The organism is Deinococcus aetherius, assembly GCF_025997855.1.
Taxonomy (GTDB): domain Bacteria; phylum Deinococcota; class Deinococci; order Deinococcales; family Deinococcaceae; genus Deinococcus; species Deinococcus aetherius.
The window spans coordinates 2,849,879-2,875,426 of record NZ_AP026560.1 but is presented as its reverse complement, the minus strand read 5'-3'; the positions used below and the strand labels follow the sequence as shown (position 1 = coordinate 2,875,426).

The following is a 25,548-nucleotide window of genomic DNA, read 5'->3' as shown; positions in this document are numbered from 1 at the left end:
TCCATGACCGCCCACCTCGACCACCTCGTCGTCGCCGCCCGCACGCTCAAAGAAGGCCGCGCGTGGCTGGAGGGGCGCCTGAACGTGCCCACCCAGCCGGGCGGCGAGCACGGACAGTTCGGCACCCACAACGTCCTGCTCTCCCTCGGCGGAGCCGCCTACCTGGAGGTTCTCGCCGTCAATCCGCAGGCTCCCACCCCGGCCCGCCCGCGCTGGTTCGGCCTGGACACCCCGGAGCTGCGCGAACGGCTGGAGGACGGCCCCCTCCTCATCCACTGGGTCGCGCGGGTCCCCGACCTGGGCGGTCTCGACCTCGGGCCGTTCGGGGAGCCCCTCGACCTCGCGCGTGGCGAGAACCGCTGGACGCTCACGGTGCCGCCAGAAGGCTCGCTTCCCGGCGGTGGGGTGCGGCCCAGCCTGATCCGCTGGCACACGCCGCCTCCGCCCACCCGCCTGCCCGACGCGGGCGTGAGCCTCCTGACCCTGCGCCTGGGCACGCCCGACCCGGACGGCCTGCGCAACGTGCTGAACGCCCTGAATTTCGTGGGCGAGGTCGAGGTCTACGAGGCTCCTCAACCCGAGTTGACGGCGATGCTGGAGACGCCGGAGGGGCCGGTCACGCTGTAGGGGTCACCACCGGGAGCGGGAGGAATACGGGTTCACCCGAGCGATCCTGGCCGGTCGCTTCCGGTGCAGCAGCGCCGCCGCGAGGAGCCCCGCCACGAAGCCGAAGAGGTGCGCCTCCCACGAGATCAGCGGGTTCGACGGCAGCACTCCCCAGATCGCCCCGCCGTACAGGAACACCGCGACGAGCGCGACCACGACGGCACCGGGCGTTCTTTCCCACCACCCCACCCCGATCAGGTAGGCGAGGTAGCCGAAGACGAGTTCCGAGGCGCCCAGGTGCAGGCTGCCCCCGCGTCCCAGGAGCCACACCAGCCCGCCCCCGACGACCACGATCACCAGCGTCGCCACCAGGAAGCGCCACGCGCTCCGCAGCGCGCTCATGAAGGCGAGCACGGCCAGCGGCACGGTGTTGGCGAGGAGGTGCCCGAAGCCGCCGTGCAGGAAGGGCGCGGTCAGGACGTGGGACAGGCTCCCCGGGTCGCGCGGCACGATCCCGTATTGATCGAGTGCCCCGCCGAACGCGAACTGGTCCACGATCTCCTGCGCCCACACCCCGCCGACAAGCAGGAGGGTGAGCAGGGCCGCGAGGATGGGCTGGGACCCTCGGCGTGGGCGGTCAGGTCCCGGGCGAGGAGAGGAGGGAGCGCGCACCCCTCCAGTCTGCCCCCAAAAGAGAAGGACCACCGGGAGCGTTCCCCCAGTGGCCCCCGGTCCTCACTCCCTCAGCCCGCGACCCTGCCCTTGAGCGCGCCCTTCTCCTGCAAGTACTCGGCGATCTGCACGGCGTTCAGCGCCGCCCCCTTGAGAAGCTGGTCGCCCGCCACGAAGAGGTCGAGCCCGCCGTCGAACACCAGCGAGGAGCGGATGCGCCCCACCTCCACGTCATACTTGCCGCTCGCGGTGAGGGGCATGGGGTAGAGCCTCGCCGCCGGGTCGTCGCGCACCTCGACGCCCGCCGCCTGACGGAGCAGTTCGCGCGCCTCCTCGGGGGTGGCGGGGCGCTCCAGCTCCAGGGTGATCGCCTCGCTGTGCGTCCGCAGGGTGGGGATGCGGACCGCCGTGCAACTGATCTTCAGCGAGTCGTCGCCGATGATCTTGCGCGTCTCCCAGACGACCTTCATCTCCTCCTTGGTGTACCCGTTGTCCTGGAAGGCGTCGATGTGCGGGATCACGTTGAAGGGGATGGGGTGCGCGAAGACCTCGGCGCCCGCCTCGCCCCCACTCAGGGTCACGCGCGTCTGCTCCAGCAGCTCCTCGATGCCCTTCTGCCCCGCCCCGCTCGTCGCCTGATAGGTGGAGACGATCATGCGCCTCACGCCGAAGGCCCGGTGCAGCGGAGCGACCGCGACCACCGCCACCGCCGTCGTGCAGTTGGGGTTGGCGATGATGCCCTTGTGCCCCAGCGCCGCCTCGCCGTTCACCTCGGGCACGACGAGGGGCACCTCCGGGTCGTAGCGGAAGGCGCTGGAGTTGTCGATCACGACGGCGCCGCCCGCCACCCACGCCGGGGCGAGGGCCTTGCTAATGGACCCGCCCGCAGAGGCCAGGATCAGGTCGGCGTCGATGGCGCCCTCGGGCGTGGCGCGTACGGTCAGCTCCTGGCCGTTAAAGGGCAGCTTCGTCCCCGCCGAGCGCGGGCTGGCGTAGAGCTGCAACTCGTCGAATTGCAGCGTGCTGTTTTCCAGCACCCGCAAGAGTTCGTGTCCGACCGCCCCCGTGGCTCCCACAATCGCTACGCGCATCTCACGCCTCCTGTAAGAAAAAACCGCCACGCAGTTCGCGGGCGGCTGTTCAAGCAGTCCGCCCTCACGGAATGGTGGTCGTGTGGCGGCGCATGGGGGCAAGGTAACGGGCGCGGGGCGGGGGGTCAAGAGGTGAACTATTCAGGGTCGGGCACCGCTGACCGCGCCTCAATGGCCTGAATCGCCTCTTGTGCCGCCCAAGCGACAGAGAACCCCTCGTAGTCACAGCCGGAGTCATGTTGCTCCGCGTGTCGCAGAGCAGGGAGCGCGCTTTCATCTCCAATGAGCTTCAGGGACTCGGCAGCGGTGAACCGCACGTCGGAGTCCTGGTCATGAATGAGAACACGGATGAGAAGCTGGGTGGCGCGGACGCCTGGACGTTCTGACAACTCCTTCACCGCCACCCACCGCCAGCCGCTATCGTCGAGCGAAAGCACCTCTTCCAGAAAAGCAATTGGGTCACGGCTCTTGAGATTTAAGATAGCACGGAAAGCTCGCCCATTGTTGGGTGAGTGTTGGTAAGTGCTCTCGTCTTTTGTATCATTAAAGGTGATGTCCCAAAGAAACAGATAAACGTCAATGTCATCAAACGTATTGACGAAATCGAAAGCTGCTTGCTCGATGTCTTCGTCTATTTCATTCTGCCACGGCTCCAAGTCTGGCCCTATCTGGGGCTCGAAGCTCAGGTAATGGACAATTCTAGCCTTGGTCTTCTCGTCAAGCATAAAATGATGATGGGCGAATAGATTTAGGGACACGAGGCGCTCTGACGGGGGTTGCCCTTACCTCTTCTTCCTCAGGAACGACAACCACCCGGCCCGCTCGGGCCTCTGCGCGGGGGCGAAGTCGGTGATCTTGATCTCGGCCTCGGGGTGGGGGGCGGGGCTCCACTCTCCGCCCTCGCTGGCGATCAGGCCGCCGAACCTCCCGGCGGCGTAGAGGGCGTGGGCGTGCTCCTGCTCCTGGGTGAGCGCGCGGGGGTCGGCGAGGGCTTCGAGCATGGCCTGGAGGCTGTCATCCTCGCAGGTCCAGCAGCCCCTGGAGAAGGTGGCCTCCTTGCCGTAAATCCGAATCCTGACGGGCATGACTGGCTCTCCGGGCCGAACGGGCTGACTCTCCGTCCGGGCTTGTGGGTTGGGTTGACCCTCCCAGGATAGCGCGTGGGCTCCCGGGGAACCTTCCCGAAAGGACACTTTTGTCCCGACACGGCTACTTCGGCTCGCCCAGGCGGCGCTCGTTGCCTGCCTGGAGGCGGCGGATGTTGTCGCGGTGCTGCCAGATGATCAGGGCGGCGAGCGCGGCGACAACCCCGCTGAGCCACGCGGGCTGGGCGGTGACCAGGGCGAGCAGGACGGCGGTGACGGCCCCGAGGATGCTTCCGGCGGAGACGAAGCGGGTCAGGAATACGGTGGCGAGGCTGATGACGAGGACGACGAGCCCTACCACCGGGGCGGCGGCGGCGATCACGCCAAAGCTGGTGGCGACTCCCTTGCCGCCCCGCCAGCCCAGGAAGGGGCTGAAGTTGTGCCCGAGGACGGCGGCGACCCCACAGAGGGTGGCCGGGAAGGGCCCCAGGCCGAGTGCGCCCCCCAGCCCCACGGCGAGGGCACCCTTGAGGATGTCGAAGACGGCGACGAGCAGCGCCGGGCCGGGGCCCAGGGCGCGCAGCACGTTGGTCGCACCGCTGTTGCCGCTGCCGACCCGGCGGATGTCCACCCCGCGCGCCCGGGCGACCCACGCGGCGGCGGGAACCGAGCCGAGCAGGTACGAGAGGGCCAGGGCGAGGACGGCGAGCAAGGTCACGGCCCCGATTGTACGCGGCCCCGCCGGAGTCTGAAGGGAGAGCCGGGGTTCTGTCACGTGCCCGTCAGGGCCGGGCCGCTAGGGTGGCCCCGTGTCCACGTCCTCCCCGCCCTCCGAATCCGAGCGACTCGCCGCCCTGCACGAGTACCTCGGCCTCGACCGGCTGCCCGGGGAGGCCTTCGACCGGATCACGGCACTGGCCGCGCAGGTGCTCGACGTGCCCTATGCCGCCCTGAATTTCCTGGGCGAGGACTGGCAGTTCACGGTGGCGAGCCACGGGGCCGACCTCGCCGGGCTGGTTTCCCCCCGGGACGAGGTGCCCTGCTCCCTGACGGTCCTCCGGCAGGGGCCGGTCGTCATCGAGGACCTGGGGGCCGACCCGCGCTTTTCGCACCACCCGGAGGTCGGGCCGGGGTCGGCGGTCGGGGTGCGGATGTACGCGGGCGCCCCGCTCGTCACCGCCGGGGGGCAGCCCATCGGGACCCTGTGCGTGTTCGACACCCGGGTGCGTGCGCTGGGGGAGCGCGAGCGGGGCGTTCTGGTCACGCTCGCCGGGCTAGTGATGGACGAACTCGACCTGCGGCTCACGGCCCGGGAACTGACCCGCGCCCGAGACCATGCCCGCACCCTGCGCGACCTCGCCGAACTCATGCACGAGCCCCAGGGCCCCGAGGAGACGGCGGGGCGCGCCCTGGCTCTCCTGCACGCGCGGATGCGGCTCGACTGGTCGGGCCTGCTGCGCCTCACGCCGGGGGGCCCCGAGGTGCTGCGCGACCACGCGGAGGGGCGCGGCGCGGCCTACCGGGCGGTGATGCGCGGGGCCGTGCCGCTGGAGGGCACGGCCCTGTGGGCGGCGACCCTGCGCCACGAACACGTCTTCGTGGACGACTGCACCGCGCCACCGACCACCCTTCCGCACCTGTTCGCGGCGGGCCTGCGCAGCGCGGCGTGGCTGCATCTGCGTGACGGCCCGGACGGGAACCCCTACGTGCTCGCGCTCGCCCGCCTGGGTGAACCGGCGGGGTGGAGCCCAGGCGAGCGCGGGTTGCTGGAGGCGGCGGCGCGCAGCGTGGGCGTGGCCCTGGAGCGCGCCGAACACGTCCGCGAACTCGAACGCGCGGCCCTCACCGACGCCCTGACCGGGCTGGGGAACCGCCGCGCGCTCGACGAGGCGCTCGACGAGGCCACCCGGCTCCACGCGGAGGCGGGGGCGGGGTACGTCCTCGCGGTGGTGGACCTCGACGGCATGAAGCGCGTGAACGACACTCAAGGCCACGCGAGCGGCGACGACCTGCTGCGCTCCTTCGCCCTCGCCCTGCGGGCCCCCGACGTCACCGCCTACCGCCTGGGGGGCGACGAGTACGCCCTGCTCCAGATGGCGTCCGGGGGCGGCGCGGCGGCCCGCCAGCAGCTTGCCGCGCTCGTGGAGGAGGCCGCCCGGCAGGTCCGCTCCCAGGGCTACCCCGCCGACGCCTCGGTGGGGGTGGCGGCGGTGCCCGGCGACGCCCGTGACGCCACGGCCGCCCTGCGTACCGCCGACACCCGGATGTACGCCCAGAAGCGCGAGCGGGTGCGCGACCGCGAGGGGCGGGAGGGGAAGGAGGGCTGAGCCGCCTTCCCCTCCCGCCCCCGCCGGGGGGGAGGTCCGGCCCTCGTGCGCCCTCCTCCCGGCCCGCTACCCTACCGGGCATGACTGCCCTGCTGCTCGATCACGTCGCCGTCGCCACGCCCGACCTGGACTCGGGCAGCGCCCCCTACCTCGCCCTGGGCCTGAGCCCCGAGGGCCCCGACGAGGAGGTCACCTCCCAGGGGGTTTTGGTGCGCGCCTTCGTGGTGGGGGAGAGCCTGATCGAACTCCTGGCCCCCACCCGCCCGGACAGCCCGCTGGCCGCCTTCCTGGAGCGGCGCGGCCCGGGCCTCCACCACACCGCCTACCGGGTCGCGGACCTGGAGGCCGAGATGGAACGGTTGCGCGCGGAGGGGGCCCGCTTCCTCTCCGAGGGGCCGACCCCGGGCCGGGCGGGGACGCGGGTGGCCTTCCTCCACCCGAAGTGGGGGGCGGGCACCCTGATTGAACTCGTCGAGCACCCGGTCGGGGGCGCCCACGGGAGGGGAGCTTGACCGGCCGGGCGCGTCCCCTCTGGTGGCTGCCCGCCCTGGTGGTCATGGGTTTGATCTGGTGGCTGAGTTCGCAGTCGGATACCCCGGGGCCGCCCCTGCCCCACCCGCGCGACTGGGCGGCGCACTTCACGGCGTACCTGGCGCTGAGCTTTTGCCTGGGGCGGGCGACGGGGCGGCGGGGGCTGGCCCTGGTGATCGCCGCGTGGTTCGGGGCCCTCGACGAGGTCCACCAGGCCTTCGTGCCCGGGCGCGAGGCGGGGCCCGCCGACTGGGTGTTCGACGTGGCGGGCGCATGGGTGGGGGCGTGGCTCGCGGTGCGCGGGCGGTCGGGGACGCGCCCTGCCCCTGTCCCAGTTCTGTCAGACCCGCCCCGCTAGGTTGGGGCGCATGACGCGCGCCGTGACCTCCGCCTCTGTCCCGGGTGCCGGGAGTGCCCCCCCGGGGAGCGCGGGGGCCGTGCTCGCCGTTCTGAACGCACTCGACCGGGTGATCCTGGGCAAGTCCGCGCAGGTCCGGCTCGCCCTGGCGTGCCTGCTCGCGCGCGGTCACCTCCTGATCGAGGACCAGCCGGGGGTGGGCAAGACCACCCTCGCGCACGCGCTGGCCCGCACGCTGGGGCTGGAGTTCCGGCGGGTGCAGTTCACCGCCGACCTCCTCCCCGCCGACCTCCTGGGCGTGAGCGTCTGGGACGCGCGGGAGGGGACCTTCCGCTACCACCCCGGCCCGATCTTCTCGCAGGTTCTGCTCGCCGACGAGATCAACCGCGCGACCCCCAAGACGCAGGGCGCCCTGCTGGAGGCGATGGAGGAGCGTCAGGTCAGCGAGGGCGGCGTGACCCGTCTCCTCCCCGAGCCCTTCTTCGTGATCGCCACGCAAAACCCCGCCGCGTACGTGGGGACCTCGCCCCTGCCGGAGGCGCAGCTCGACCGCTTTCTGCTGACCGTCACGCTGGGCTACCCCGACCCCCGCGCCGAGCGCGCCCTGCTGGAGACGGGGGGCCGGGCGGGGGCGGTGCGCGACCTCCCCGCCGTGCTGGGTCCCGCCGCCCTGCTCGCCGCCCAGCGCGAGGTGGACGAGGTGTACGCCGCCCCGCCCCTGCTCGACTACCTGCAACTGCTCGCCCGGGCGACCCGGGGCCACCCCGCGCTGGTGGGCGGGCTCAGCCCCCGCGCCCTGCTGGGCCTGCTCGGGGCCGCCCGCGCCTGGGCCTTCCTGGCGGGGCGCCCCATGGTCCTCCCCGAGGACGTGCAGGCCGTCTTCCCGGCGCTGGGCGCCCACCGCCTGCCCCCCCGCGACCCGGGCGCCCGGGTGGGGGAGATTCTGGCCCGCGTCCTCGCCGAGACGCCCATTCCCTGAGCCGCCGTGGGGAAACCTCAGGCGTCGGGTGAAGGCGGGGTGGGACCCGCAGGCCGATTGCGCCCCACCCGGCTGGGCCTCGCCTTCCTGGGGCTGATCCTGCTCACCCTGGTGGGGTGCATCAACTACGCCCTGAGCCTGGGCTACGCCGTCACGTTCCTGCTGGGCGGCGTGTGGGTGGTCACCGCGACGCAGGCGAGCCGCGCGGGGCGGGCCCTGGGCGGCACCCTGACGCCGCCCCCGGAGGCGGTGGCCGGGACGGAGGCGCTCTTCACGGCCACCCTCGTGAGCGCGGGGCCCCCCTGCGCTGCGGCGGTGCGGGTCGGTGGGCGCGGCACCCCGGAGGTCCGGGCTCACGTCCCGGCGGGGGGCCGGGTCACCCTCGCCCTGCCCGTGCCCGCCCCAGTGCGCGGGCGGCTCACCCTGCCGCGCCCCCGCGTGGTCGCCCTCGACCCCCTCGGGCTGTGGGAGGTCACCCGGCCCCTGTCGGTGCCCGTGGCCCTGACCGTGAGTCCCGCCCCGGAGGTGGGCGCCCCACCGCCCCCACCGCGCCCGGTTCCCGGGGAGGGGGAAGGCGGGCGCCGCGTGCCCGGCCACGAGGACTTCAGCGGCCTGCGGGCCTACGTCCCCGGCGACTCGCCCCGGCAGGTGTCGTGGCGACACGCGGCCCGGACGGGCGCCCTCCTCACCCGGGAGACGGACGCACCCGCCACGACGGCCAGGGTCCTCGACTGGGCCGACACGGCGGCGCTCGGGGAGACGGAGGCCCGGCTGTCGCGCCTGGCGGCGTGGGTGAGCGCGGCCAGGCACGAGGACATCCCCTTCGGGCTCGTGCTGCCCGGCGTGACCCTTCCGGTCGGGCGGGGGGAGGCGCACGCGCGGGAAGCGCTGGCGGCCCTCGCCGGGCATCCGCCGCTTCCCCAGGGCCCGGCGAGGGGCTCTGCGCGGAAGTCCCCCGCCCCCCTGCCGGGTGGGCCGCTGCGCTTTACCCTGTTCGCCCTCGCGGTGGCCCTGGCGCCCGCCGTGCTGCGGCAGCCGGGGTGGGCGACCCTGCTGCTGGTGGGGGTGCTGGGCCACAGCGCCGCGCGCACCCTGCCCCGCTGGCGAGACCGACTAGCCCCGCCGCCCACTGGGCTCCTCGTCCTCGCGGCGGTCGGGTCGGGCGCCCTGCTCCAGACGGGGTACGGCACCCTGCTCGGGCGGGACGCGGGCACGGCGTTCCTGGCCCTGCTCGTCGCGCTCAAGGCGGCGGAGACCCGCACCCTGCGGGACGCGAAGCTCCTGGCCCTGCTCGGGGTGTTCGTCACGCTGACCCACTTCTTCTTCGGGCAAGGGCCCCTCGCGGCGGCGCACGCGGTTCTGAGCGTGCTGCTGCTCCTGGCGGCCCTGAGCGGCTGGACACTGCCCGCAGGGCGGCAGGGAGCGTCCCCCCTGCGGGTCGCGGCCCGCCTCGGCCTGCGGGCCACCCCCCTCACCCTCGCCCTCTTCCTGCTCTTTCCGCGCCCCGACGGCCCCCTGTGGCAGCTTCCCGTGCAATCGGGCGCCCAGACCGGCCTCGCCGACCGGATCAGCGCGGGCGAGTTCGGGCACCTCGCCGGGAGCCGCGCCGTCGCCTTCCGGGCCGACTTCGGCGGCGCCCTGCCCGCGCCGGACGAACGCTACTGGCGCGGCCCGGTCTACGAGGCCTACGACGGGGTGAACTGGACCCAGGTCCGTTCGCGCGGCCCCTCGCCCAGCGTGGAGCCCGGCGGGCCCCCCCTCGCCTACACCCTGACGCTGGAGCCCAATGGGCGGCCCTGGCTTCCCGCGCTCGACGTGCCCACCGCCCTGCCGCCGGGCACGTTCCTGACGAACGCCTTCCAGGCCGTCACGCCCCGCCCCCCCACGGCCCGCACCCGCTACGCCCTCCAGAGCCGGGCGGCCCGCCTGGGGGTGGCCGAGAGCCGGGAACGGCTGGAGTTCGACCTGCGGCTGCCGCCCGGGGAGAGCCCGCGCGCCCTCGCCCTGGCCTCCCGCTGGCGGTCCCTGACGCCGGAGGCCAGGGTGGAGGCCGCCCTGACCCTCCTGCGCGCGGGCGGCTTCACCTACACCCTCGACCCCCCCACCCTGCCGGAACGGGACCGGGTGGACGCCCTCCTCTTCGGCTCCCGGCGGGGCTTTTGCGAGCACTACGCCTCGGCCTTCGCCTTCCTGATGCGCGCGGCGGGGCTGCCCGCCCGAATCGTCGGCGGCTACCTGGGCGGCGAGGTGAATCCCGACGGCGGCTACCTGATCGTGCGCGCCCAGGACGCCCACGCCTGGACCGAGGTGTGGCTGCCGGGCCGGGGCTGGGTGCGGGTGGACCCCACCGCCGCCGTCGCCCCCGCCCGGGTGAACGCGGGGCTCGCCACGGCCCTGAGTTCGCCCACCGCCCGCGCCGCCCCCGTCCCCACGCCGTTGCGCCGGGCCGCCCTGCGCCTCGACGCCCTGCAAACCCGCTGGAACGCCTGGGTCGCCGGGTACGACGGCACCCAGCAGCGCGACCTCCTGGCCCAGGTGGGGGTGGGGCGGGTCGGCGGGGTTCCCTACCTCGCCCTCGCCGGGGGGCTGCTCGCGCTCGCCCTCCTGCCCGTCCTGTTCGCCCGGCGCCCCCGGCCCGCCGACCCCGCCGCCCGCCTGCTCGACGACCTCACCCGCCGCCTGCGGCTGCCCCGCGCTCCCGGGGAGACGCCGAGCGCGTACGCCGGGCGCGCCTGCCTGGAACGTCCACGCCACGCCGAGGCGATCCGCGCCGCCGTTCATGCGTACCACGCGGCCCGGTACGCCCCCGACTCCGGGACGGCCGCCCTGCGCGAGCTGTGGGCGGCGGTGCGGCGGGTAAGACGGTAGGGTCCACTACCGAACGACCTCACGAGTCGCTCGTGTAGCTGTTAGCTGGGAGGTCAAAGCGTGACAGAATCCGCAGTAAGGTGACATGCACGGTTGAACCAGTGCAGCACACGTTGTGTCTTCCCATCAGGAGCCACGTTCAACTCAATGTAGGCAGTAGCTGTGTTGTTCAATCGGAACGTTAAGGCTTCACCGTGCGACGTGGGCAGCTCAAGCAAGTCTGCGATCAGATATTGAGCGAAGTCATGGTGGGTGATGAGTGCCACCACGTCTACCTTATCGGCAACCATCCGCAGTCGAGCCGTTACGCTGGCCGCCCGTGTGGCAAAGCGCGCACTCTCCCAGGGCTCGCAGCCGCCGTCCCAGGCCTGGCCGTGTATTTCCTCCGGCCACAGGAGTGCAGGACAGTCGACCTGAAGTGAAGCGTGGTCGCGGCCGACGACAGGTGTGAAGCCTCCACCGGAACCACTGTTGAGGCCACCGCATTCGTAAGCCTCCGTGAGGCCGTGAACCTTCAGATGGAGCGCCCGGGCAAGCGGTGTGGCCGTCTGCACCGCTCGGGTCGTGAGGCTGGTGTAGAGATGCGTGATTCGCTGGGAAAAGCCATCCCTGGCTGCCCAATCTGCCAGCCGTGACGCCTGCCGGTGACCCAGCTCCGTGAGTGGTGGGTCTGCCAACCTGCCTTTGAGGTAATCCGGCGTTCCTTCTATGTGGTTGTTGCCCGATTGTGCATGCCGGATCAGGAGCAGATGCATCCAAGCAAGCTAACACGTCGTTTCAGGGGCATTCAGGAGAAGAACCAGACCTACCGCCCCGCCGCCTTGTCCTCCTCCCCCAGCAGGGCCGCGCGCTCCCCCGGGGTCAGCGCCGCCATCACCCGGCGCAGCACCACGTCGACGGCCTGGTCGGCGCTCTCGTCGAGGGTCAGGGCGTCGAGCAGGGGCACGTCCTCGCGGGCGGCGAGGTCTTCGAGAAAACGCTGCATGGTGCGAATCTCACGGAAGTAACGCATGTAACGGTGCAGCGGCCGACTCGCCGCCGTCTCCTGGTCGCGCGACTCGAAGTGGCGGCGGTGTTCCTCCTCGTCCGGCAGCACGACCAGCATGGGCACCACGATAGCCCCCGTGTAGGCCTCCGCCCGCAGGTAGCCGGGCACGAGGTGGACCCCCTCCAGCACGACGCTCGCCCCCTCCTCGACCGAGCGGCGCACCACCGCCCCCAGCCCCACGTTGACCTGCCCGACCTGATCGCGGAAGCCCGCCAGGAGTGCCCCGTCGCTGGGGTGCTCGGGCCTGGGCTCGCCGGGGGGGATCAGCGCCTCCCAGGCGTTGAAGGTGCTCGCGTGCAGGGTGGGCACCAGGGCGGGGGAGACCATCGCCCGCATGACCTGCCGGATCGAGTCGGTGCTCACCACCCGCGTGATCCCCAGCCGGTACGCGATCTCGGCGGCGAGGTAGCTCTTGCCCGTGCCGCTCACGCCGCCGAGGAGCACGACGAGGGGCCGGGGCGGGCGGCGGATCACCCGCAGCAGGCGGTAACGCGCGCTCACGTCGGGGCCTACCTCGTCGCGCAGCAACGCCTCGACCTTCTCGCGGATGGCGTGGCGGGTCACCACCCGGTCCTCGCTCCCGCGCAGGTCGCGCTGGGTCACCCGGGCCACCTTGCGCGCTACGTCGGGCGCCACCCCCGCCGCCAGGAGCGACTGGACCAGGATGCCCTTGCTGAAGGGCGTCGGCGTGCCCCCGTGCCCGCTCACCACCCCCAGCCGCCCCCGGTTGCGCTTCAGGAAGCGGTACGTCAGCCGCAGGTGCTCGCCGTACCGCTCTGCAAGGGTCCGCTCGGTGATCGCGTCGAGGTCCTCCACCCCGAGTTCGCGCACGCCCGCCTGCCGCAACTCCACGTCCACCGCGCTCGCCACGGCGTAAGCGTCTCGCGGCGAGAGGCCGGTGTCCTCCAGCGTGCGGGCGAGCACCCCCCGGCTGAAGGGCAGCGTCCCCTTCTTCGCCCTCACCAGGATGTCCACGAAGGCGGGCGTCTGCCGGGCGGCGGCGTCCGCGACCTCCTCCCCCGCCACGTCGCGCGCTACCTCGACCATCAGGGCCTGCAACTCGTCCGGGCTGATCGGCGACCTGCGGGCGTAGCGAAGCTGCCCCTCCACCCGACGGGCCACCGCCGCCGCCGTGGGCGCACTCGCCCCCGCGTTCACCAGCGACTCCACCACCAGCCCCCGGCTGAAGGGCCAGTGGTGGCGGGGGGAACCGACGGTGAGTTCGGGCTGCGTCAAGAGCGTGGACCTCCGGAAAACCGGGGGCATTCTACGCGCCCCCACCCGGAGCTATGGGGTGGACGGTCAGGGTCGGAGCTGGGAATGACCCGGAGCATTGTCCCGGGGAGCGGGACGTGCGGCTAACTCGTCCGCCCGGTGGGCTCGCGCCGCAGCGCCCCCTCCAGCAGCAGGTTGAGCGCCAGCCTCGTCTCTTCCTGCAACGTGCGGTCGGTGCCGTAGGCGCTCCAGCGCAGGGCGACCATTAGGTACGTGTCGGCGATCAGGTTGCTGATGCGCTGGAGGCTCATGTCGGTGCGAATCTGCCCGGCCTGGTGCAGGGGCCGCAGGATCAGCTCGATCACCTTGCTCAGCGGGAGCGCCTGGTAGGCCGTGCGGGCGCGCTCGGGGTTGGGGTTCATCACCTCGTAGGCGAGCGGCGGGAAGAGGTCGCGCTCCCGGCCGTTCTCCTCGGCGAGCTGGTCCCAGATCTCGTACAGGACGGCCAGGGGCGGTGTGCCCTCCGAGAGCCGGGCCTCGGCCTGGTCGCGCAGGCGGTCCATGACCTCGCTGCCGTAGTCGAGGAGCACCGCCTCCTTGTAGGGGTAGTAGTTGAAAAAGGTCCCGCGCGACACGTTGCTCGCCTTGGCGATGTCGGTTGCCGTCGTCGCCTGAAAGCCACTCCGCTTGAACAGCTCCAGGGCGACGTTGTAGATCCGCGCGCGGCGGCGTTCCTTCTGACGCTCCCGGAGAGAAGAGGAATCCATGATCTTTCACGTATAGCGCCTGGAGTCCAAAATTGCACCCCGTCAAACATGAAGGCGGGCGGGGGTGTCTACACCGCGCGGCAGGAGAGGGCGGGAGGGGGAGTGGTCAGTGGGAAGTGGAAAAAGAAAGGGCCGGAATGCGGGGGCATCGGCCTCTTCTCCCCACTCACCGCTCCTACGGCTCGAAGCTGTCCTGAAACGCGTACCTATCCCCGCGCACCCAGTAGTTCACGTAGGAGACGCGCTTGGGACCGCTGTAGGTCGTGCGCCTGAGCAAGAAGGCGGCGGTGCCCAGCGGCACCCGCAGCAGGTCGGCCTCCTCCTGGCGCAGGTTGACGGCCTCCAGATTCTGCTCGACGCGGGTGAGCGGCACGCCCATCGACACCATGACCTCGTGGATGCTCTCGGCCCCGAGGTTGTGCTCCATCAGCGCGGGGGCAAGGTGGGCATTGATGTACCGCTTCTCGATCACCAGCGACTCGTCGCCCGCCGTGCGCAGGCGGTGGACGAAGATCACCGGGTCGCCCGGCTGAATCTGGAGGACGATGGCGATCTCGGGCGTGGCGTCGATCTGCATGGCGCGCAACACGGTCGTGCGGTGTTCGGGGTGCCGCGCCCACTCCTTGAAAGGCCGCACCCGGAACATGCCCTGGCGAAAGCGTTTGCCGGTCGGAAAGGTGCCCGCCCCCTGTACCCGGTACACGTACCCCTCACGTTCGAGTTCGTCGATGGCCCGCCGGGCCGTCATGCGCGAGACCTCGAACTCCCGCGCGAGTTGCGGTTCGCTGGGGAGGGGCAGCCCCTCCGGGTAGTGCCCACCCAGCAGACGGTCTTTCAGGGTAGTCTTGATGAGCGGGTATTTCGCCATGCATCCCTCCCGGGCCACCGCCGGGAGGCGGGGCTATACAAGCTCATCTTAGGGTTGGTGTCCAAGGTACACAAGGCTGCCTTGCCTGTCACCGAACCCGGGACAACAACTCGGCTGGGCGCGTGCCCGAAGGCCGTCGTTCTCAGCCCCCGATGTGCGACATCTCGATCTTGCGCCCCTGGCCCTTTTCCCCGGCTGCGGTGGCCTCGCCGCGCTCCTCGCTGTAGCGGTCGCGGCGCTCACGCCACACGCCCGCGATCAGGTCGCGCAGTTCCTCGTCGCCCGCCCCGGCGCGCAGGGGAGCGCGTAGGTCGGTGCCCGCGACCGCGAAGAGGCAGGTGTACAGAACGCCCACCGCCGAGAGCCGTGCCCGTGAGCAGTCCCCGCAGAAGGGGGCGGTGACGGAGGAAATCAATCCGACCTCGTAGCCGTCCTCGCTCACGTGCCGCTCGGCGACCTCGCCCCGGTAGTTGGGGTCGACGGGCCGGAACTCCGCCCCCGTGCCGTCCGCGCTCAGGCGGGCCAGCACCTCGCGCGAGGGCACCACCGAGTCCAGGTTCCAGCCGTTGTGGTTGCCCACATCCATGAACTCGATGAAGCGCACGACCGCCCCCTCGCGCAGGGCGAGCCACAGGTTCCGCAGCCCCTCGTCGTTCACCCCGCGCTGCACGACCGTGTTCACCTTCACGCCCAGCCCGGCGGAGAGCGCCGCCTCGATGCCGTCGAGCACCCGCCGGGGGTGGACGCCCTGCCCGTTCATCCGCCCGAACACCTCCGGGTCGAGGCTGTCGATGCTGACCGTCACGCGCCTGAGCCCGGCCGCCTTCAGCTCGGCGGCGAGGCGGGGCAGGAGCAGGCCGTTGGTGGTGAGGGCCACGTCCTCCACCCCGCTCAACCGGGTGAGGCGCCCGACGAGGTCCGGCAGGTCACGCCGCAGCAGGGGCTCGCCCCCCGTGATCCTGAGTTTGCGGACGCCCGAAGCCACGAAGACGCCGCAGAGGCGCTCGATCTCCTCGAAGCTCAGCAGTTCCGTTCTGGGCAAGAAGGCGTAGCCCGGGCCGAAGACCTCGGCGGGCATGCAGTACGTGCAGCGCAGGTTGCAGCGGTCGGTCACGCTGATCCGCAGGTCACGCAGGGGACGGCCCAGCCGGTCGAGGAGCATCCTCCTCACCATACCCGGCGCGGGAGCCGCCGTTGGGGTCGTGCTCACGCTGTCCCACGTTCCGCGTCTCCCAGGCTCCTCTGTTCCGTCCCCAGAGACGTGCTTTTTGGACTCGGTTCATTGCTATTGGGTTAATGGCGCCCTAACCTTTGGGACAACCTTCAATTCGCCCGCGCGCCGCCCAGGCGCACCCCGTTCCCCGTGCTCCCCGCCCCCAGGAGGCCCGCATGACCGTATCCCGTTTGCAGTCCGGCTCGCCGCCCGTTCGCAACGCCGCCTACGCGCGTCTCGTGGCTGAACGGACCCGCTTCACCGTGATCATGACGGTGACCTTCCTCGTGCTGTACTTCATGCTGCCCATCCTGGCGGGGTACAACAAGCCGCTGATGGCGACGAAGGTGTTCGGGAACGTCACCTTCGGGTACGTGTTCGCCTTCCTGGAGTTCGTCATGGGCTGGGTGATGGCGGCGATCTACGTCGTGAAGGCCCGCACCTTCGACCGACTCGCGGCGGAGGCTCAGCGATGACCTTCCTCCTCGCGGCCGTCATCGTCGCCATCACGCTCGGGATTACCTTCTGGGCGAGCAGGCGCAACACCTCGGCGAGCGACTTCTACGTGGCGGGCGGGCGGATCAGCGCGCCGCAAAACGGCATCGCCATCGCCGGGGACTACATGAGCGCGGCGTCCTTCCTGGGCATCACCGGCCTCATCGCCCTCAACGGCTACGACGGCTTCATGTACTCGGTGGGGTGGTTCATCGCCTACCTCACGGTGCTGTTCATCGTGGCCGAGCCCCTGCGCAACCTCGGCAAGTACACGCTCGCCGACATGCTCGTGTACCGCCTGAAAGACCCCCGGGTGCGGACCTACGCGGCGATCAGCACCATCGTCGTCAGTTCCTTCTACATGATCGCGCAGGTGGTGGGCGCCGGGTCGCTGATCAGCCTGCTCTCGGGCGGCGCCATCGGGCCGAGCCTCGCCATCCCACTCGTGGGCGTCCTGATGATCATCTACGTGGTGGTCGGCGGGATGCTGGCGACCACGTGGGTGCAGATCATTAAAGCCGTCCTCCTGATGTTCGCCACCATCGTGATGACGGTGCTGATCCTGAACCGCTTCGGCTGGAGCTTTTCCAACCTGTTGGGTGCGGTCGAGCAGCGCAACGGGGCCGAGTTCCTGGGCGCGGGCGTGAAGTACAAGAACCCCATCGACCTGATCTCGCTCGGTCTCGCGCTCGTGCTGGGTACGGCGGGCCTGCCTCACATCCTGGTGCGCTTCTACACCGTGCCGACCGCGCAGGACGCTCGCAAGAGCGTCGTGTGGGCGATGGTCCTGATCGGCGCCTTCTACGTGATGACGGCCTTCATGGGCAACGCGGCGAACGTGCTCGTCGGCAAGGACACGATCACCACGGCGAACGCGGCGGGCAACATGGCCGCCCCCCTCCTCGCGCAGGCCCTCTTCGGCGGAGCGGGCACGGTCGGCGGCGAGTTCGGCCTCGCGTTCGTGACCGCCGTGGCCTTCGCCACCATCCTCGCGGTCGTGGCGGGCCTGACCATCGCGGCGAGCACCAGCTTCACCCACGACATCTACAAGGGCGTGATCCGCAAGGGGCAGGCCACCGAGCAGCAGGAGTTCCGGGTGGCGCGGCTGGCGACGGTCGCCGTCGGCGTGGTCGCTATCCTGCTCGGCCTCGCCGCCCAGACGCAGAACGTGGCCTTCCTGGTGGCGCTGGCCTTCGCCATCGCCGCGAGTTCCAACCTGCCGGTGATCCTCTTCACCCTGTTCTGGCGGCGGTTCAACGCCACGGGCGCGATCTGGGGCATCGTGGGCGGCATCCTGACCTGCCTCGCCCTGATCGCGGTCAGCCCCAACATCCGGGGCATCGACCCGCCCGAGAAGACCACCGGCCGCCACCTCGTCCAGGCCCCCGCGATCTTCCCGCTGGAGAACCCTGGCATCGTCTCGATCCCCGCCGGATTCGCCTTCGCGGTCCTCGGCACCCTGCTCGGCGCCCGCCGCCGCGAGGGCACCGAGCAGGCCTTCGAGGAGATGCAGTTCCGCGCCTACACCGGGGCGGGCGTGGACGGGACCGTCGCCGCGCACGACTGAGGAACAAGCCCTCAGCGATCAGCCCTCAGCCGTCAGCCCCCGGCCCCTTGGTCGGGGGTTTTGCTCTCCAGGAGCGGGGAAAGCCGCTTGAACTCGGTTCAGTACCCCTCCTGTAACGACAGGCCTCTTCCCGCCCCGGCGGCGCTAGAGTAAGCGCACCCACAACCCGCAGAGCCCGCTCCAGAGGCGCCAGAAGCGCGCCGCACGCCCGGAGGTTCCCGCATGACCGACCCCGCCCTGTCCCAACCCAGCCCGAACGACCACATCGACGCGATGCTGCACGAGAACCGGGTGATTCCGCCCAGCGAGGAGTTCGCCGCGCGGGCCCGCGTCTCCCGCGAGCAGTACGAGGAACGCTACCGCCGCAGCCTCGACGACCCCGACGGCTTCTGGAGCGAGGTGGCGGACGAACTCGCCTGGATGCGCCGCTGGGATGAGGTGCTCGACTGGCAGGAGCCGCACGCCCGCTGGTTCGTCGGCGGCCAGACGAACATCGCCTACAACGCCCTCGACCGGAATGTAGCGCGCGGCCTGGGCGACAAGACGGCCATCATCTGGGAGGGCGAGGACGGCACGGTCCGCACCTCCACCTACTCCGAACTCCTGCGCGAGGTGAAGAAGGCGGCGAACGCGCTGACCTCCCTGGGGGTGCAACAGGGCGACCGGGTGACCCTCTACCTGCCCCTGATCCCCGAGGCGGCGGTCGCCATGCTCGCCTGCGCCCGGATCGGGGCCGTCCACAGCGTCGTTTTTGGCGGCTTCTCGGTGAGTGCGCTCTCCGACCGCATCAATGACGCGCAGAGCAAGGTCCTGATCACCGCCGACGCTGGGCAGCGCCGGGGCGCGCTCGTGCGGCTCAAGGAGAACGCGGACCAGGCGGCCCAGAACACGCCGAGCCTGGAAAAGATCGTGGTGGTCTGCCGCGCGAACTGCGACGCCCCCATGCAGGAGGGCCGCGACGTGTGGTGGCACGACGTGGTGGGTGCGGCCAGTGAGGAGCACGAGGCCGTCCCCCTCGACTCCGAGCACCCCCTCTTCATCCTCTACACCTCGGGAAGCACGGGCAAGCCCAAGGGCGTGCAGCACACGACGGGCGGCTACATGGTGGGCACCTACCTCACCACCCAGGCCGTGTTCGACCTGCGCGAGGACGACGTGTACTGGTGCACCGCCGACGTGGGCTGGGTGACCGGGCACTCCTACAGCGTGTACGGGCCGCTGCTCAACGGCGCGACGGTCGTGCTGTACGAGGGCGCACCCAACCACCCCGACTGGGGCCGCTTCTGGGAGGTCGTTCAGAAGCACCGGGTCACGATCCTCTACACCGCGCCGACCGCCATCCGCTCCTTCATGCGGCAGGGAGACGAGATTCCCTCCCGCTACGACCTGAGCAGCCTGCGCCTCCTCGGCTCGGTCGGCGAGCCCATCAACCCGGAGGCGTGGATGTGGTACTACCGCGTGATCGGCGGCGAGCGGTGCCCGGTGGTGGATACGTGGTGGCAGACCGAGACGGGCGCGATCATGCTGACCACCCTGCCCGGCGCGCACCCCAGCAAGCCCGGCAGCGCGGGCCTCCCGATGTTCGGCGTCGAGCCCGCGATCATGACCCACGCAGGGGAGGAACTCGGGCCCGACGACGGCGGGCTGCTGGTCATCAAGCGGCCCTGGCCATCCATGCTGCGCACCGTGTACGGCGACGACGAGCGTTACCGCAAGAGCTACTGGGGCGAGATTCCGGGCGTGTACTTCGCCGGGGACGGGGCGCGCCGCGATCATGAGGGCTACATTACAGTGGTCGGGCGCGTGGACGACGTGCTCAACGTCTCCGGGCACCGCCTGGGCACGATGGAGATCGAGTCGGCGCTCGTCGCTCACCCGAGCATCGCCGAGGCCGCCGTCGTGGGCCGTCCCGACGACGTGAAGGGCGAGTGCGTCGTCGCTTTCGTGCTGCCCCAGAGCGGTTTCGAGGTCGATCCCAAGGTAATCCGTGCCCACGTCTCCAAGGAGATCGGTGCCCTCGCCCGCCCCGACGCGATCATCATCGCCGACGCCCTGCCCAAGACCCGCAGCGGCAAGATCATGCGCCGCTTCCTGCGCCAGATCGCCGCCGGGAAGGAGATTCAGGGCGACACGAGCACGCTGGAGGACCCCGGCGTGCTGGACAGATTGGCGGCGACTCAGGCGGTGTAGGGGAGGGATGCCTCCGGTCCTCTTGCTCCTGACGGGTGCGCCAGCCAGCGGCAAGAGCCGGTTGGCCGCCCGACTTGCCGCCGAGTTGGCGTGGCCTCTGCTGTCTCGTGACCGAATCAGGGAGTTGTTGTGGGACGCCCTGCCTTCGGAAGGTGATGCGCGGGGGGCGTCTTCCGATGCTGCCTGGAGGTTGTTCTACTCGCTGACCGAAGACCTCCTCTTCAACGGCTCGAACGTCGTTGCGGAAAGCAGCCTGCACTTCCGGCGGTCGGTGAACGAACTTCAGCCCGTCCTGTCGCGGGCCACCACGGCACACATTCACCTGGACTGTGACCGCGCCATTCGCGTAGAACGCTATGCCGCCCGTGTAGCGGGCCGCCACCCCTGTTTCAATGACTCGGCACTGGCCCAACGCTACCGTGAGGAGCCGGATCGCTGGGTTTATTTCGAGGAGCCGCCTGCCCTGGACGTTCCCCTGCTAAGGCTGAACACCTCTACTGGAGAGGATCGTCTGGAACAGGCATTGGCCTTTGTAAGGACGTTCGGGTAAGACGGGTAGTTCCCGCCCTCTTTCAGGACGTGGCGCCCGATCAACTGTATACGCGGTCCTGAATCGCTACGCCCGCCAGCCGCCCAGCCGCCTCCACCAGCACCTCCGGCGGCTGCACGAGGGCGAAGCGCACGAAGCCCTCGCCCCTTTCCCCGAAAGCGCGGCCGGGGTTGACCGCCACGCCGGTCGTCTCGGCCGCGCGCACGGCGTAGGTCACGCTGTCGGTGAGGCCCGGCACCCGTGCCCAGACGTACATGCTCGCCTGCGGCAGGGCGACCTCCCAGCCGATCTCCCGCAGGGCCGGGACCAGGGCGTCCCGCCGCGCCTCGAAGGCCCTTGCCCCCGCCCGCCCAATTTCGTCCGGCAGGCCCAAAGCGACCGCCGCCGCCCGCTGGATGCCCAGGTAGGGGTGGAAGTCCACCGCGCCCTTGACCCGGGCGAGGGCGGCCAGCGCACCCGCGTCCCCCGCCGCGAAGCCCACTCGAAAGCCACCCATGTGGTGCGTCTTGGAAAGCGAGTGCAGCTCCAAGGCGCCCTCCAGCCCGGCCTCCAGGGCACTTGGCGCCCGGTAATCTCCGAACGTCAGCTCGGCGTAGGGGTGGTCGTGAACGAGCAGCGTGCCCCGCGAACGGCACCACGCGGCGGCCTCCCGGAAAAACGCCGCGTCCGCCACCGCCGAGGTCGGATTGTTGGGGTAGTTCAGCAGCAGGACGCGGGGCCGCACCTCCTCCGGGACCGCCCCCAGGTCGGGGAGGAAACCGCGTTCGGGGAGCAGCGGCAGGGAGACCACTTGGAGCCCCGCGACCGCCACCGCGCCCAGGTACGGGGGATAGCAGGGGTCGGGGAGCAGCACGGTGTCGGCGGGGTCGGTGACCGCCAGCAGCAGGTGCGCCAGGCCCTCCTGCGCGCCGATCAGGGGCAGCACCTCGCGGTCCACGTCCACCCGCACCCCGAAGCGGCTCGCCAGATACGCGGCCGCCGCCTCGCGCAGGGGCGCCGTGTCGCTGAAGAGGGGGTAACGGTAGGTGGCGGGGTCGCGGGTGGCCTCCCGCAACTCTTGCAGGGCGGCCTCCGGGGGCGGTCGGTCGCTCGATCCTATGCTGAGGTCGATCACGTTCAGTCCCGCCGCCCGCGCCCGACCCTTTGCCGCGTCCATCAGGGCGAAGACACTGCCCGGCACAGCCGCCGCCCGCTTTGAAGCCCACATGACCGGCAGGCTAACACTCCCGGCCTGATCCTGCCGCTGGCCCCGGCGGGGCGCGTTGAAAGAAGTCGGTAAGAAAGTGAAACTATCCTTAAGACAGTCCTACAGCCCAACGGCGGGACTTCTCCACCGGAGGCGAGATGCTGACCGTAAAGCTTCACCTGTGTAACGGCGACGTAATCACCACCACCCTGACCCTGGCCCAGAAGAATCGCCTGAGCCGGACGCTGAACCAGGCCGTCCTCCCCGCGACCCCCTTCATCCTGAATGCTGGCGGCGCCGAGTTGGAAATCCCCTGGCGGACCATCGGCTACATCTCCTCCGAGCCCGTGGTCAAGCCCGAGTTCCAGGCCCAGGAGCAGGAAGCGGCAGACTGAGCGGCGAGACGGGCCTCTCGACCAGGCGTTCAGAATATCGGCCGACAACAGGGGTGACCCAAAGCCCCGCCTGAGTACCTAAATTTTATCTGGCTGCCGCCATCTGCACGAGGCGGCGGTCAGTGTTTGGCCCCACGGCTTTTGACCCTAAAGGCAAACCCCCGCGCGAGGCGGGGGCTTTCTTCTGGCTCGGCAGGTTGGGGTCGAACCAACGACCGTCCGATTAACAGTCGGATGCTCTGCCACTGAGCTACTGCCGAATACCGTGGTGGCGGGCCGTTTCCGGCGCGAGAGGGATAGTAGCACGGACCTCCCGATCCTGCAAGCGCCCTACGCCTGTGCCCCACCCGGCATGATCGTCCCCGGACTCACCCCCAGGCGGTCGAGCGCCGCCTGCCAGCGTTCCCCGGCGGGCACGTTCCAGAGGAGGTCGGGTGTCTCCTGCTCGACCCACAGCCAGGTGCCCTCGCGGGCTTCTTCGGCAAGCTGCCCGGCCCCCCACCCCGCGTACCCCAGCAGCAGCATGAAGGTCTGCCCGCTCGCCATCACCGCGCGCAGCACGTCCAGGCTGCTCGTGACCAGCAGGCCCGGGGCGAGGCGGACCTCCCCGGGCAGGTTCGTGGGCTCACGGTACAGGCACCACCCGACGGTGGGGTCCACCGGGCCGCCCGACCACGCGACCCCCGCCTCGCCCCCGGGCACGTCGGGGAGGAGTTCGCCGACCGTCTGCCGCAGGGGCGAGGTGACCAGCAGGCCCATCGCCCCCTTCTCGTCGTGTTCCAGCAGCAGGATCACTGCGCCCTTGAAGAACCCGTGCAGGTGAGGGCTGGCGACCAGGAACGTGAGCGGCACAGACATCGGGGACAGGATAAGGGCTGAGGCGTGAGGACCCCAGGAGGGTTAACCGGGCGTGAGCGGGTCTAAAAAACCTCCCCCGGCATGAGACAGGGGGAGGGCAGAGGAGAGGTTCGCCTTACGCGCTCGCGCCGGGTGCCCGGCGGGTGGACTTGCGCTTGGGGGCGGGCGGGGTCACCCCGGCGGGGGCGTCCGTTCCGCGTTCCAGTGCCCCCAGGCCGCCGACGAGGGCCACGTCCAGCACCTCGTCCACCGTTTCGCAGGGGTGGAAGCGCATCGAGGAACGCAGGTGGAGGGGAATGTCCCGCAGGTCTGCCTCGTTCGCCTTGGGCATGATGATGTGGCGGATACCCGCGCGCCGGGCGCCCAGCACCTTCTCTTTCAGGCCGCCGATGGGCAGGTAACGGCCCGTCAGGGTGATCTCACCCGTCATTGCCACGTCACGCCGGGCGGGCACGCCGCTCAGGGCCGAGATCAGGCTGGTGGCGATGGCGCCGCCCGCGCTGGGACCTTCCTTGGGGATCGCCCCCGCCGGAACGTGAATGTGGATTTCCGAGTTGTCGATCTTGTCACGGTCGAGGTGGAATCTCCCCGCGTTGCTCTTGGCGTACGTCAGGGCGGCGCGGGCCGACTCCTTCATCACGTCGCCGAGCTGGCCGGTCAGGACCAACCCGCCCTTGCCGGGCATCACAGAGGTTTCCACGAAAAGGATGTCGCCGCCCACCGGCGTGTAGAACATCCCGGTGCTGACCCCCACCATGTCCTCGCGCGCCTCCGACTCGGGCTGGTAGCGGCTCTGGCCGAGGTAGCGGTCGAGTTCCTTGTCGGTCACCTTGACCCGCTTGACCTCCCCGGTGGCGATGCGGCGGGCCACCTTGCGGGCCACCGTGCCGATCTCGCGCTCCAGGTTGCGCACGCCCGCTTCCCGCGTGTAGTGGCTGATCAGCCTTTCGAGCGCCGCGTCCGTGAAGCTGATCTGGTTTTCCTTCAGCCCGTTTTGCACGAGCTGGCGGGGCAGCAGGTACCGCTTAGCGATCTCCAGCTTCTCCTGCTCGATGTACGAGGAGAAGTCGATGACCTCCATGCGGTCCATCAGCGCGGCGGGGATCTGCTCGGGGTAGTTCGCCGTGGCGATGAACATCACTTCGCTGAGGTCGAAGGCCACGCCGAGGTAGTGGTCGGTGAAGTGCTGGTTCTGCGCTGGGTCGAGGACTTCCAGCAGCGCCGCCGAGGGGTCACCCTGGTACGAGGAGCCGAGCTTGTCCACCTCGTCGAGCAGGATCACCGGGTTCTTGGTGGCCGCCGTGCGCATCCCCTGGATGATCCGCCCCGGCATCGCGCCGATGTAGGTGCGGCGGTGGCCGCGAATGTCGCTCTCGTCCCGCGCGCCGCCCAGGGCGATGCGGACGTACTTGCGCCCCAGCGCCTTGGCGATGCTCTGCGCGATGCTCGTCTTGCCGACGCCAGGAGGGCCCGTGAACACCAGGATCGGCCCCTTGTTGACCTCGGAGGCCTCGATCTCGCCGCGCTCGGCGCGCTCCTTACGCAGGCGGCGTACGGCGAGGAACTCCAGCACCCGGTCCTTGACCTTCTCCAGGCCGTAGTGGTCCTCGTCGAGAATCTTGGCGGCCTCGGGCACGTCCAGCCGGTCCTCGCTGCGGACGTTCCAGGGGAGTTCGGTGATCCAGGTGAGGTAGGTGCGGATGACCGAGGCCTCGGCGGCGTCGGGGTGCATCCGGGCGAGGCGGCCCACCTCGCGGTCGATCTCCTTTTTCACCTCGGGCTTCAGGCCCAGCGCGTCGATCTTGGCGCGGAACTGCTCGGCCTCGTCGCCCTCCTCGCCCTCCTCGCCGCCCTGAAGCTCCTTCTGGATGACCTTCATCTGCTCGCGCAGGTAGTACTCGCGCTGGTTCTTGTCGATCTCCTCCTTGACCTGGGCGCGGATGCGGGCCTGGACAGCCTGCACCTCCTGCTCGGTGTCGAGGAGGGTCAGCACCCGGCGGATGCGGTCGGTGACGCGGGTGGCCTCCAGAATCGCCTGCTTGTCCTCCAGCTTGAAGTCGAGGTTGAAGGCGATGTGGTCGGCCATCTCACCGGGGTTGTCCTTGCCCTGGATGGCCTGAACGCTCTCGGCGCTCACCTTGCCGCCCGCAGCAACGACCTCGAACTTCTCGCGCAGCTCGCGGGTCAGCGCCTGGAGTTCGACCGGGTCGCCCGTCTCGGTGGGCAGCGGCACGATGTCGGCCTTGAGGTAGTCGCCCCGGGTGTAGCGCGTCACGCGGGCGCGCGACGTGGCGGCCACCAGCATCTGCACTGTGCCGTCGGGGTTCTTGCGCACGCGCAGCACGTTGCAGGCGGTGCCCACGTCGTAAAGGTCGCTCCCCTGTGGGTCGTCCACGTCCTTGTCGCGCTGGGAGACGATCAATATGACCTTCTCGCCGCTCATCGCCGCCTCGATGGCCTGGATGGAGAGGGCGCGGCTGGCGTCGATGTGCTGCACCATCGTCGGGTAAATGACGCTACCGCGCACCGGGCACACGGGCACGTTGGCGGGCAGCGGGGTAGGAAGGTTTTCAGTGGGCATGGAGGCTCCTTTCGCCCTAGAGCGGTCCTGCTGTGAGGCTTCTGGCACTGGAAATGCCAGGAAACTTGAGTGCGACTATATCAACTTCTGGGGGATGT

General features: G+C 70.5%; 24 protein-coding genes and 1 tRNA gene. 11 read left to right on the top strand and 14 right to left on the bottom strand.

Annotated elements, in window-relative coordinates; translation table 11 throughout:
• Positions 1–3 precede the first annotated feature (3 nt).
• Positions 4–627, top strand: a complete 624-nt coding sequence (locus tag DAETH_RS14810; RefSeq protein ID WP_264775646.1) for a VOC family protein — start codon at positions 4–6, stop codon at positions 625–627.
• Positions 628–630: 3 nt separating this feature from the next.
• On the opposite strand, the gene DAETH_RS14805 is transcribed toward DAETH_RS14810, so the two are convergent.
• The 5 genes from DAETH_RS14805 to plsY form a co-directional block, all read right to left on the bottom strand.
• Positions 631–1,278, bottom strand: a complete 648-nt coding sequence (locus DAETH_RS14805; protein ID WP_264775645.1) for a rhomboid family intramembrane serine protease — start codon at positions 1,276–1,278, stop codon at positions 631–633.
• Between the two features lie 71 nt (positions 1,279–1,349).
• Positions 1,350–2,369, bottom strand: a complete 1,020-nt coding sequence (locus DAETH_RS14800) for an aspartate-semialdehyde dehydrogenase (protein ID WP_264775644.1) — start codon at positions 2,367–2,369, stop codon at positions 1,350–1,352.
• Positions 2,370–2,506: 137 nt separating this feature from the next.
• A complete protein-coding gene (locus DAETH_RS14795) occupies positions 2,507–3,094 on the bottom strand; it encodes a HEAT repeat domain-containing protein (RefSeq protein WP_264775643.1) in 588 nt (195 codons plus the stop codon).
• Between the two features lie 57 nt (positions 3,095–3,151).
• A complete protein-coding gene (locus DAETH_RS14790; protein ID WP_264775642.1) occupies positions 3,152–3,454 on the bottom strand; it encodes a hypothetical protein in 303 nt (100 codons plus the stop codon).
• Positions 3,455–3,578: 124 nt separating this feature from the next.
• A complete protein-coding gene (plsY, locus tag DAETH_RS14785; protein ID WP_264775641.1) occupies positions 3,579–4,172 on the bottom strand; it encodes a glycerol-3-phosphate 1-O-acyltransferase PlsY in 594 nt (197 codons plus the stop codon).
• 91 nt (positions 4,173–4,263) lie between these two features.
• Between plsY and DAETH_RS14780 the strand changes: the two genes are divergently transcribed.
• From DAETH_RS14780 to DAETH_RS14760, 5 genes are all read left to right on the top strand, one after another.
• Positions 4,264–5,781: a sensor domain-containing diguanylate cyclase gene (locus DAETH_RS14780; protein WP_264775640.1), complete on the top strand. Its 1,518-nt coding sequence runs from the start codon at positions 4,264–4,266 to the stop codon at positions 5,779–5,781.
• 80 nt (positions 5,782–5,861) lie between these two features.
• Positions 5,862–6,293, top strand: coding sequence for a VOC family protein (locus DAETH_RS14775; RefSeq protein ID WP_264775639.1), 432 nt, complete (start codon positions 5,862–5,864; stop codon positions 6,291–6,293).
• A 44-nt stretch (positions 6,294–6,337) separates the two neighbouring features.
• Positions 6,338–6,670 (top strand): VanZ family protein, encoded by a 333-nt coding sequence (locus tag DAETH_RS14770; protein WP_264777443.1) that lies wholly within the window; start codon positions 6,338–6,340, stop codon positions 6,668–6,670.
• Between the two features lie 10 nt (positions 6,671–6,680).
• Positions 6,681–7,649: an AAA family ATPase gene (locus tag DAETH_RS14765; RefSeq protein WP_264775638.1), complete on the top strand. Its 969-nt coding sequence runs from the start codon at positions 6,681–6,683 to the stop codon at positions 7,647–7,649.
• A 39-nt stretch (positions 7,650–7,688) separates the two neighbouring features.
• Positions 7,689–10,517 carry a transglutaminaseTgpA domain-containing protein gene (locus tag DAETH_RS14760; RefSeq protein ID WP_264775637.1) on the top strand — a complete coding sequence of 943 codons (2,829 nt, stop codon included), beginning with the start codon at positions 7,689–7,691 and terminating at the stop codon, positions 10,515–10,517.
• 53 nt (positions 10,518–10,570) lie between these two features.
• Here the strand turns inward: DAETH_RS14760 and DAETH_RS14755 are convergent, their stop codons facing one another.
• From DAETH_RS14755 to moaA, 5 genes are all read right to left on the bottom strand, one after another.
• The gene (locus tag DAETH_RS14755) at positions 10,571–11,272 is read right to left on the bottom strand and encodes a histidine phosphatase family protein (RefSeq protein ID WP_264775636.1); all 702 of its coding nucleotides are present in this window, start codon (positions 11,270–11,272) and stop codon (positions 10,571–10,573) included.
• Positions 11,273–11,322: 50 nt separating this feature from the next.
• Positions 11,323–12,801 carry an ATP cone domain-containing protein gene (locus DAETH_RS14750; RefSeq protein ID WP_264775635.1) on the bottom strand — a complete coding sequence of 493 codons (1,479 nt, stop codon included), beginning with the start codon at positions 12,799–12,801 and terminating at the stop codon, positions 11,323–11,325.
• Between the two features lie 122 nt (positions 12,802–12,923).
• Positions 12,924–13,547: a TetR/AcrR family transcriptional regulator gene (locus DAETH_RS14745; RefSeq protein ID WP_264775634.1), complete on the bottom strand. Its 624-nt coding sequence runs from the start codon at positions 13,545–13,547 to the stop codon at positions 12,924–12,926.
• 175 nt (positions 13,548–13,722) lie between these two features.
• On the bottom strand, positions 13,723–14,415 hold the full coding sequence (locus DAETH_RS14740) for a GntR family transcriptional regulator (protein ID WP_264775633.1): 693 nt from the start codon (positions 14,413–14,415) through the stop codon (positions 13,723–13,725).
• Between the two features lie 142 nt (positions 14,416–14,557).
• Positions 14,558–15,577, bottom strand: a complete 1,020-nt coding sequence (gene moaA / locus DAETH_RS14735; RefSeq protein WP_319993744.1) for a GTP 3',8-cyclase MoaA — start codon at positions 15,575–15,577, stop codon at positions 14,558–14,560.
• A 227-nt stretch (positions 15,578–15,804) separates the two neighbouring features.
• Here moaA and DAETH_RS14730 point away from each other — a divergent pair, with 227 nt between their 5' ends.
• The 4 genes from DAETH_RS14730 (at position 15,805) to DAETH_RS14715 (ending at position 20,430) form a co-directional block, all read left to right on the top strand.
• The gene (locus DAETH_RS14730; RefSeq protein ID WP_264775632.1) at positions 15,805–16,104 is read left to right on the top strand and encodes a DUF485 domain-containing protein; all 300 of its coding nucleotides are present in this window, start codon (positions 15,805–15,807) and stop codon (positions 16,102–16,104) included.
• Positions 16,101–17,690, top strand: coding sequence for a solute symporter family protein (locus tag DAETH_RS14725; RefSeq protein WP_264775631.1), 1,590 nt, complete (start codon positions 16,101–16,103; stop codon positions 17,688–17,690). The genes DAETH_RS14730 and DAETH_RS14725 overlap by 4 nt, the downstream gene beginning before the upstream one ends.
• A gap of 222 nt (positions 17,691–17,912) precedes the next feature.
• A complete protein-coding gene (gene acs / locus DAETH_RS14720) occupies positions 17,913–19,880 on the top strand; it encodes an acetate--CoA ligase (RefSeq protein WP_264775630.1) in 1,968 nt (655 codons plus the stop codon).
• Positions 19,881–19,887: 7 nt separating this feature from the next.
• Positions 19,888–20,430 (top strand): AAA family ATPase, encoded by a 543-nt coding sequence (locus tag DAETH_RS14715; protein ID WP_264775629.1) that lies wholly within the window; start codon positions 19,888–19,890, stop codon positions 20,428–20,430.
• Positions 20,431–20,470: 40 nt separating this feature from the next.
• On the opposite strand, the gene DAETH_RS14710 is transcribed toward DAETH_RS14715, so the two are convergent.
• Positions 20,471–21,637 carry an aminotransferase class I/II-fold pyridoxal phosphate-dependent enzyme gene (locus DAETH_RS14710; RefSeq protein WP_264775628.1) on the bottom strand — a complete coding sequence of 389 codons (1,167 nt, stop codon included), beginning with the start codon at positions 21,635–21,637 and terminating at the stop codon, positions 20,471–20,473.
• A gap of 137 nt (positions 21,638–21,774) precedes the next feature.
• On the opposite strand from DAETH_RS14710, the gene DAETH_RS14705 reads away from it, so the two are divergent.
• Positions 21,775–22,011 (top strand): hypothetical protein, encoded by a 237-nt coding sequence (locus DAETH_RS14705; RefSeq protein WP_264775627.1) that lies wholly within the window; start codon positions 21,775–21,777, stop codon positions 22,009–22,011.
• A gap of 185 nt (positions 22,012–22,196) precedes the next feature.
• On the opposite strand, the gene DAETH_RS14700 is transcribed toward DAETH_RS14705, so the two are convergent.
• The 3 genes from DAETH_RS14700 to lon form a co-directional block, all read right to left on the bottom strand.
• Positions 22,197–22,271 (bottom strand) — tRNA-Asn (locus DAETH_RS14700).
• A gap of 70 nt (positions 22,272–22,341) precedes the next feature.
• On the bottom strand, positions 22,342–22,869 hold the full coding sequence (locus tag DAETH_RS14695; protein ID WP_264775626.1) for a YqgE/AlgH family protein: 528 nt from the start codon (positions 22,867–22,869) through the stop codon (positions 22,342–22,344).
• 115 nt (positions 22,870–22,984) lie between these two features.
• The gene (gene lon / locus DAETH_RS14690; RefSeq protein ID WP_264775625.1) at positions 22,985–25,450 is read right to left on the bottom strand and encodes an endopeptidase La; all 2,466 of its coding nucleotides are present in this window, start codon (positions 25,448–25,450) and stop codon (positions 22,985–22,987) included.
• Between the last annotated feature and the right edge of the window lie 98 nt (positions 25,451–25,548).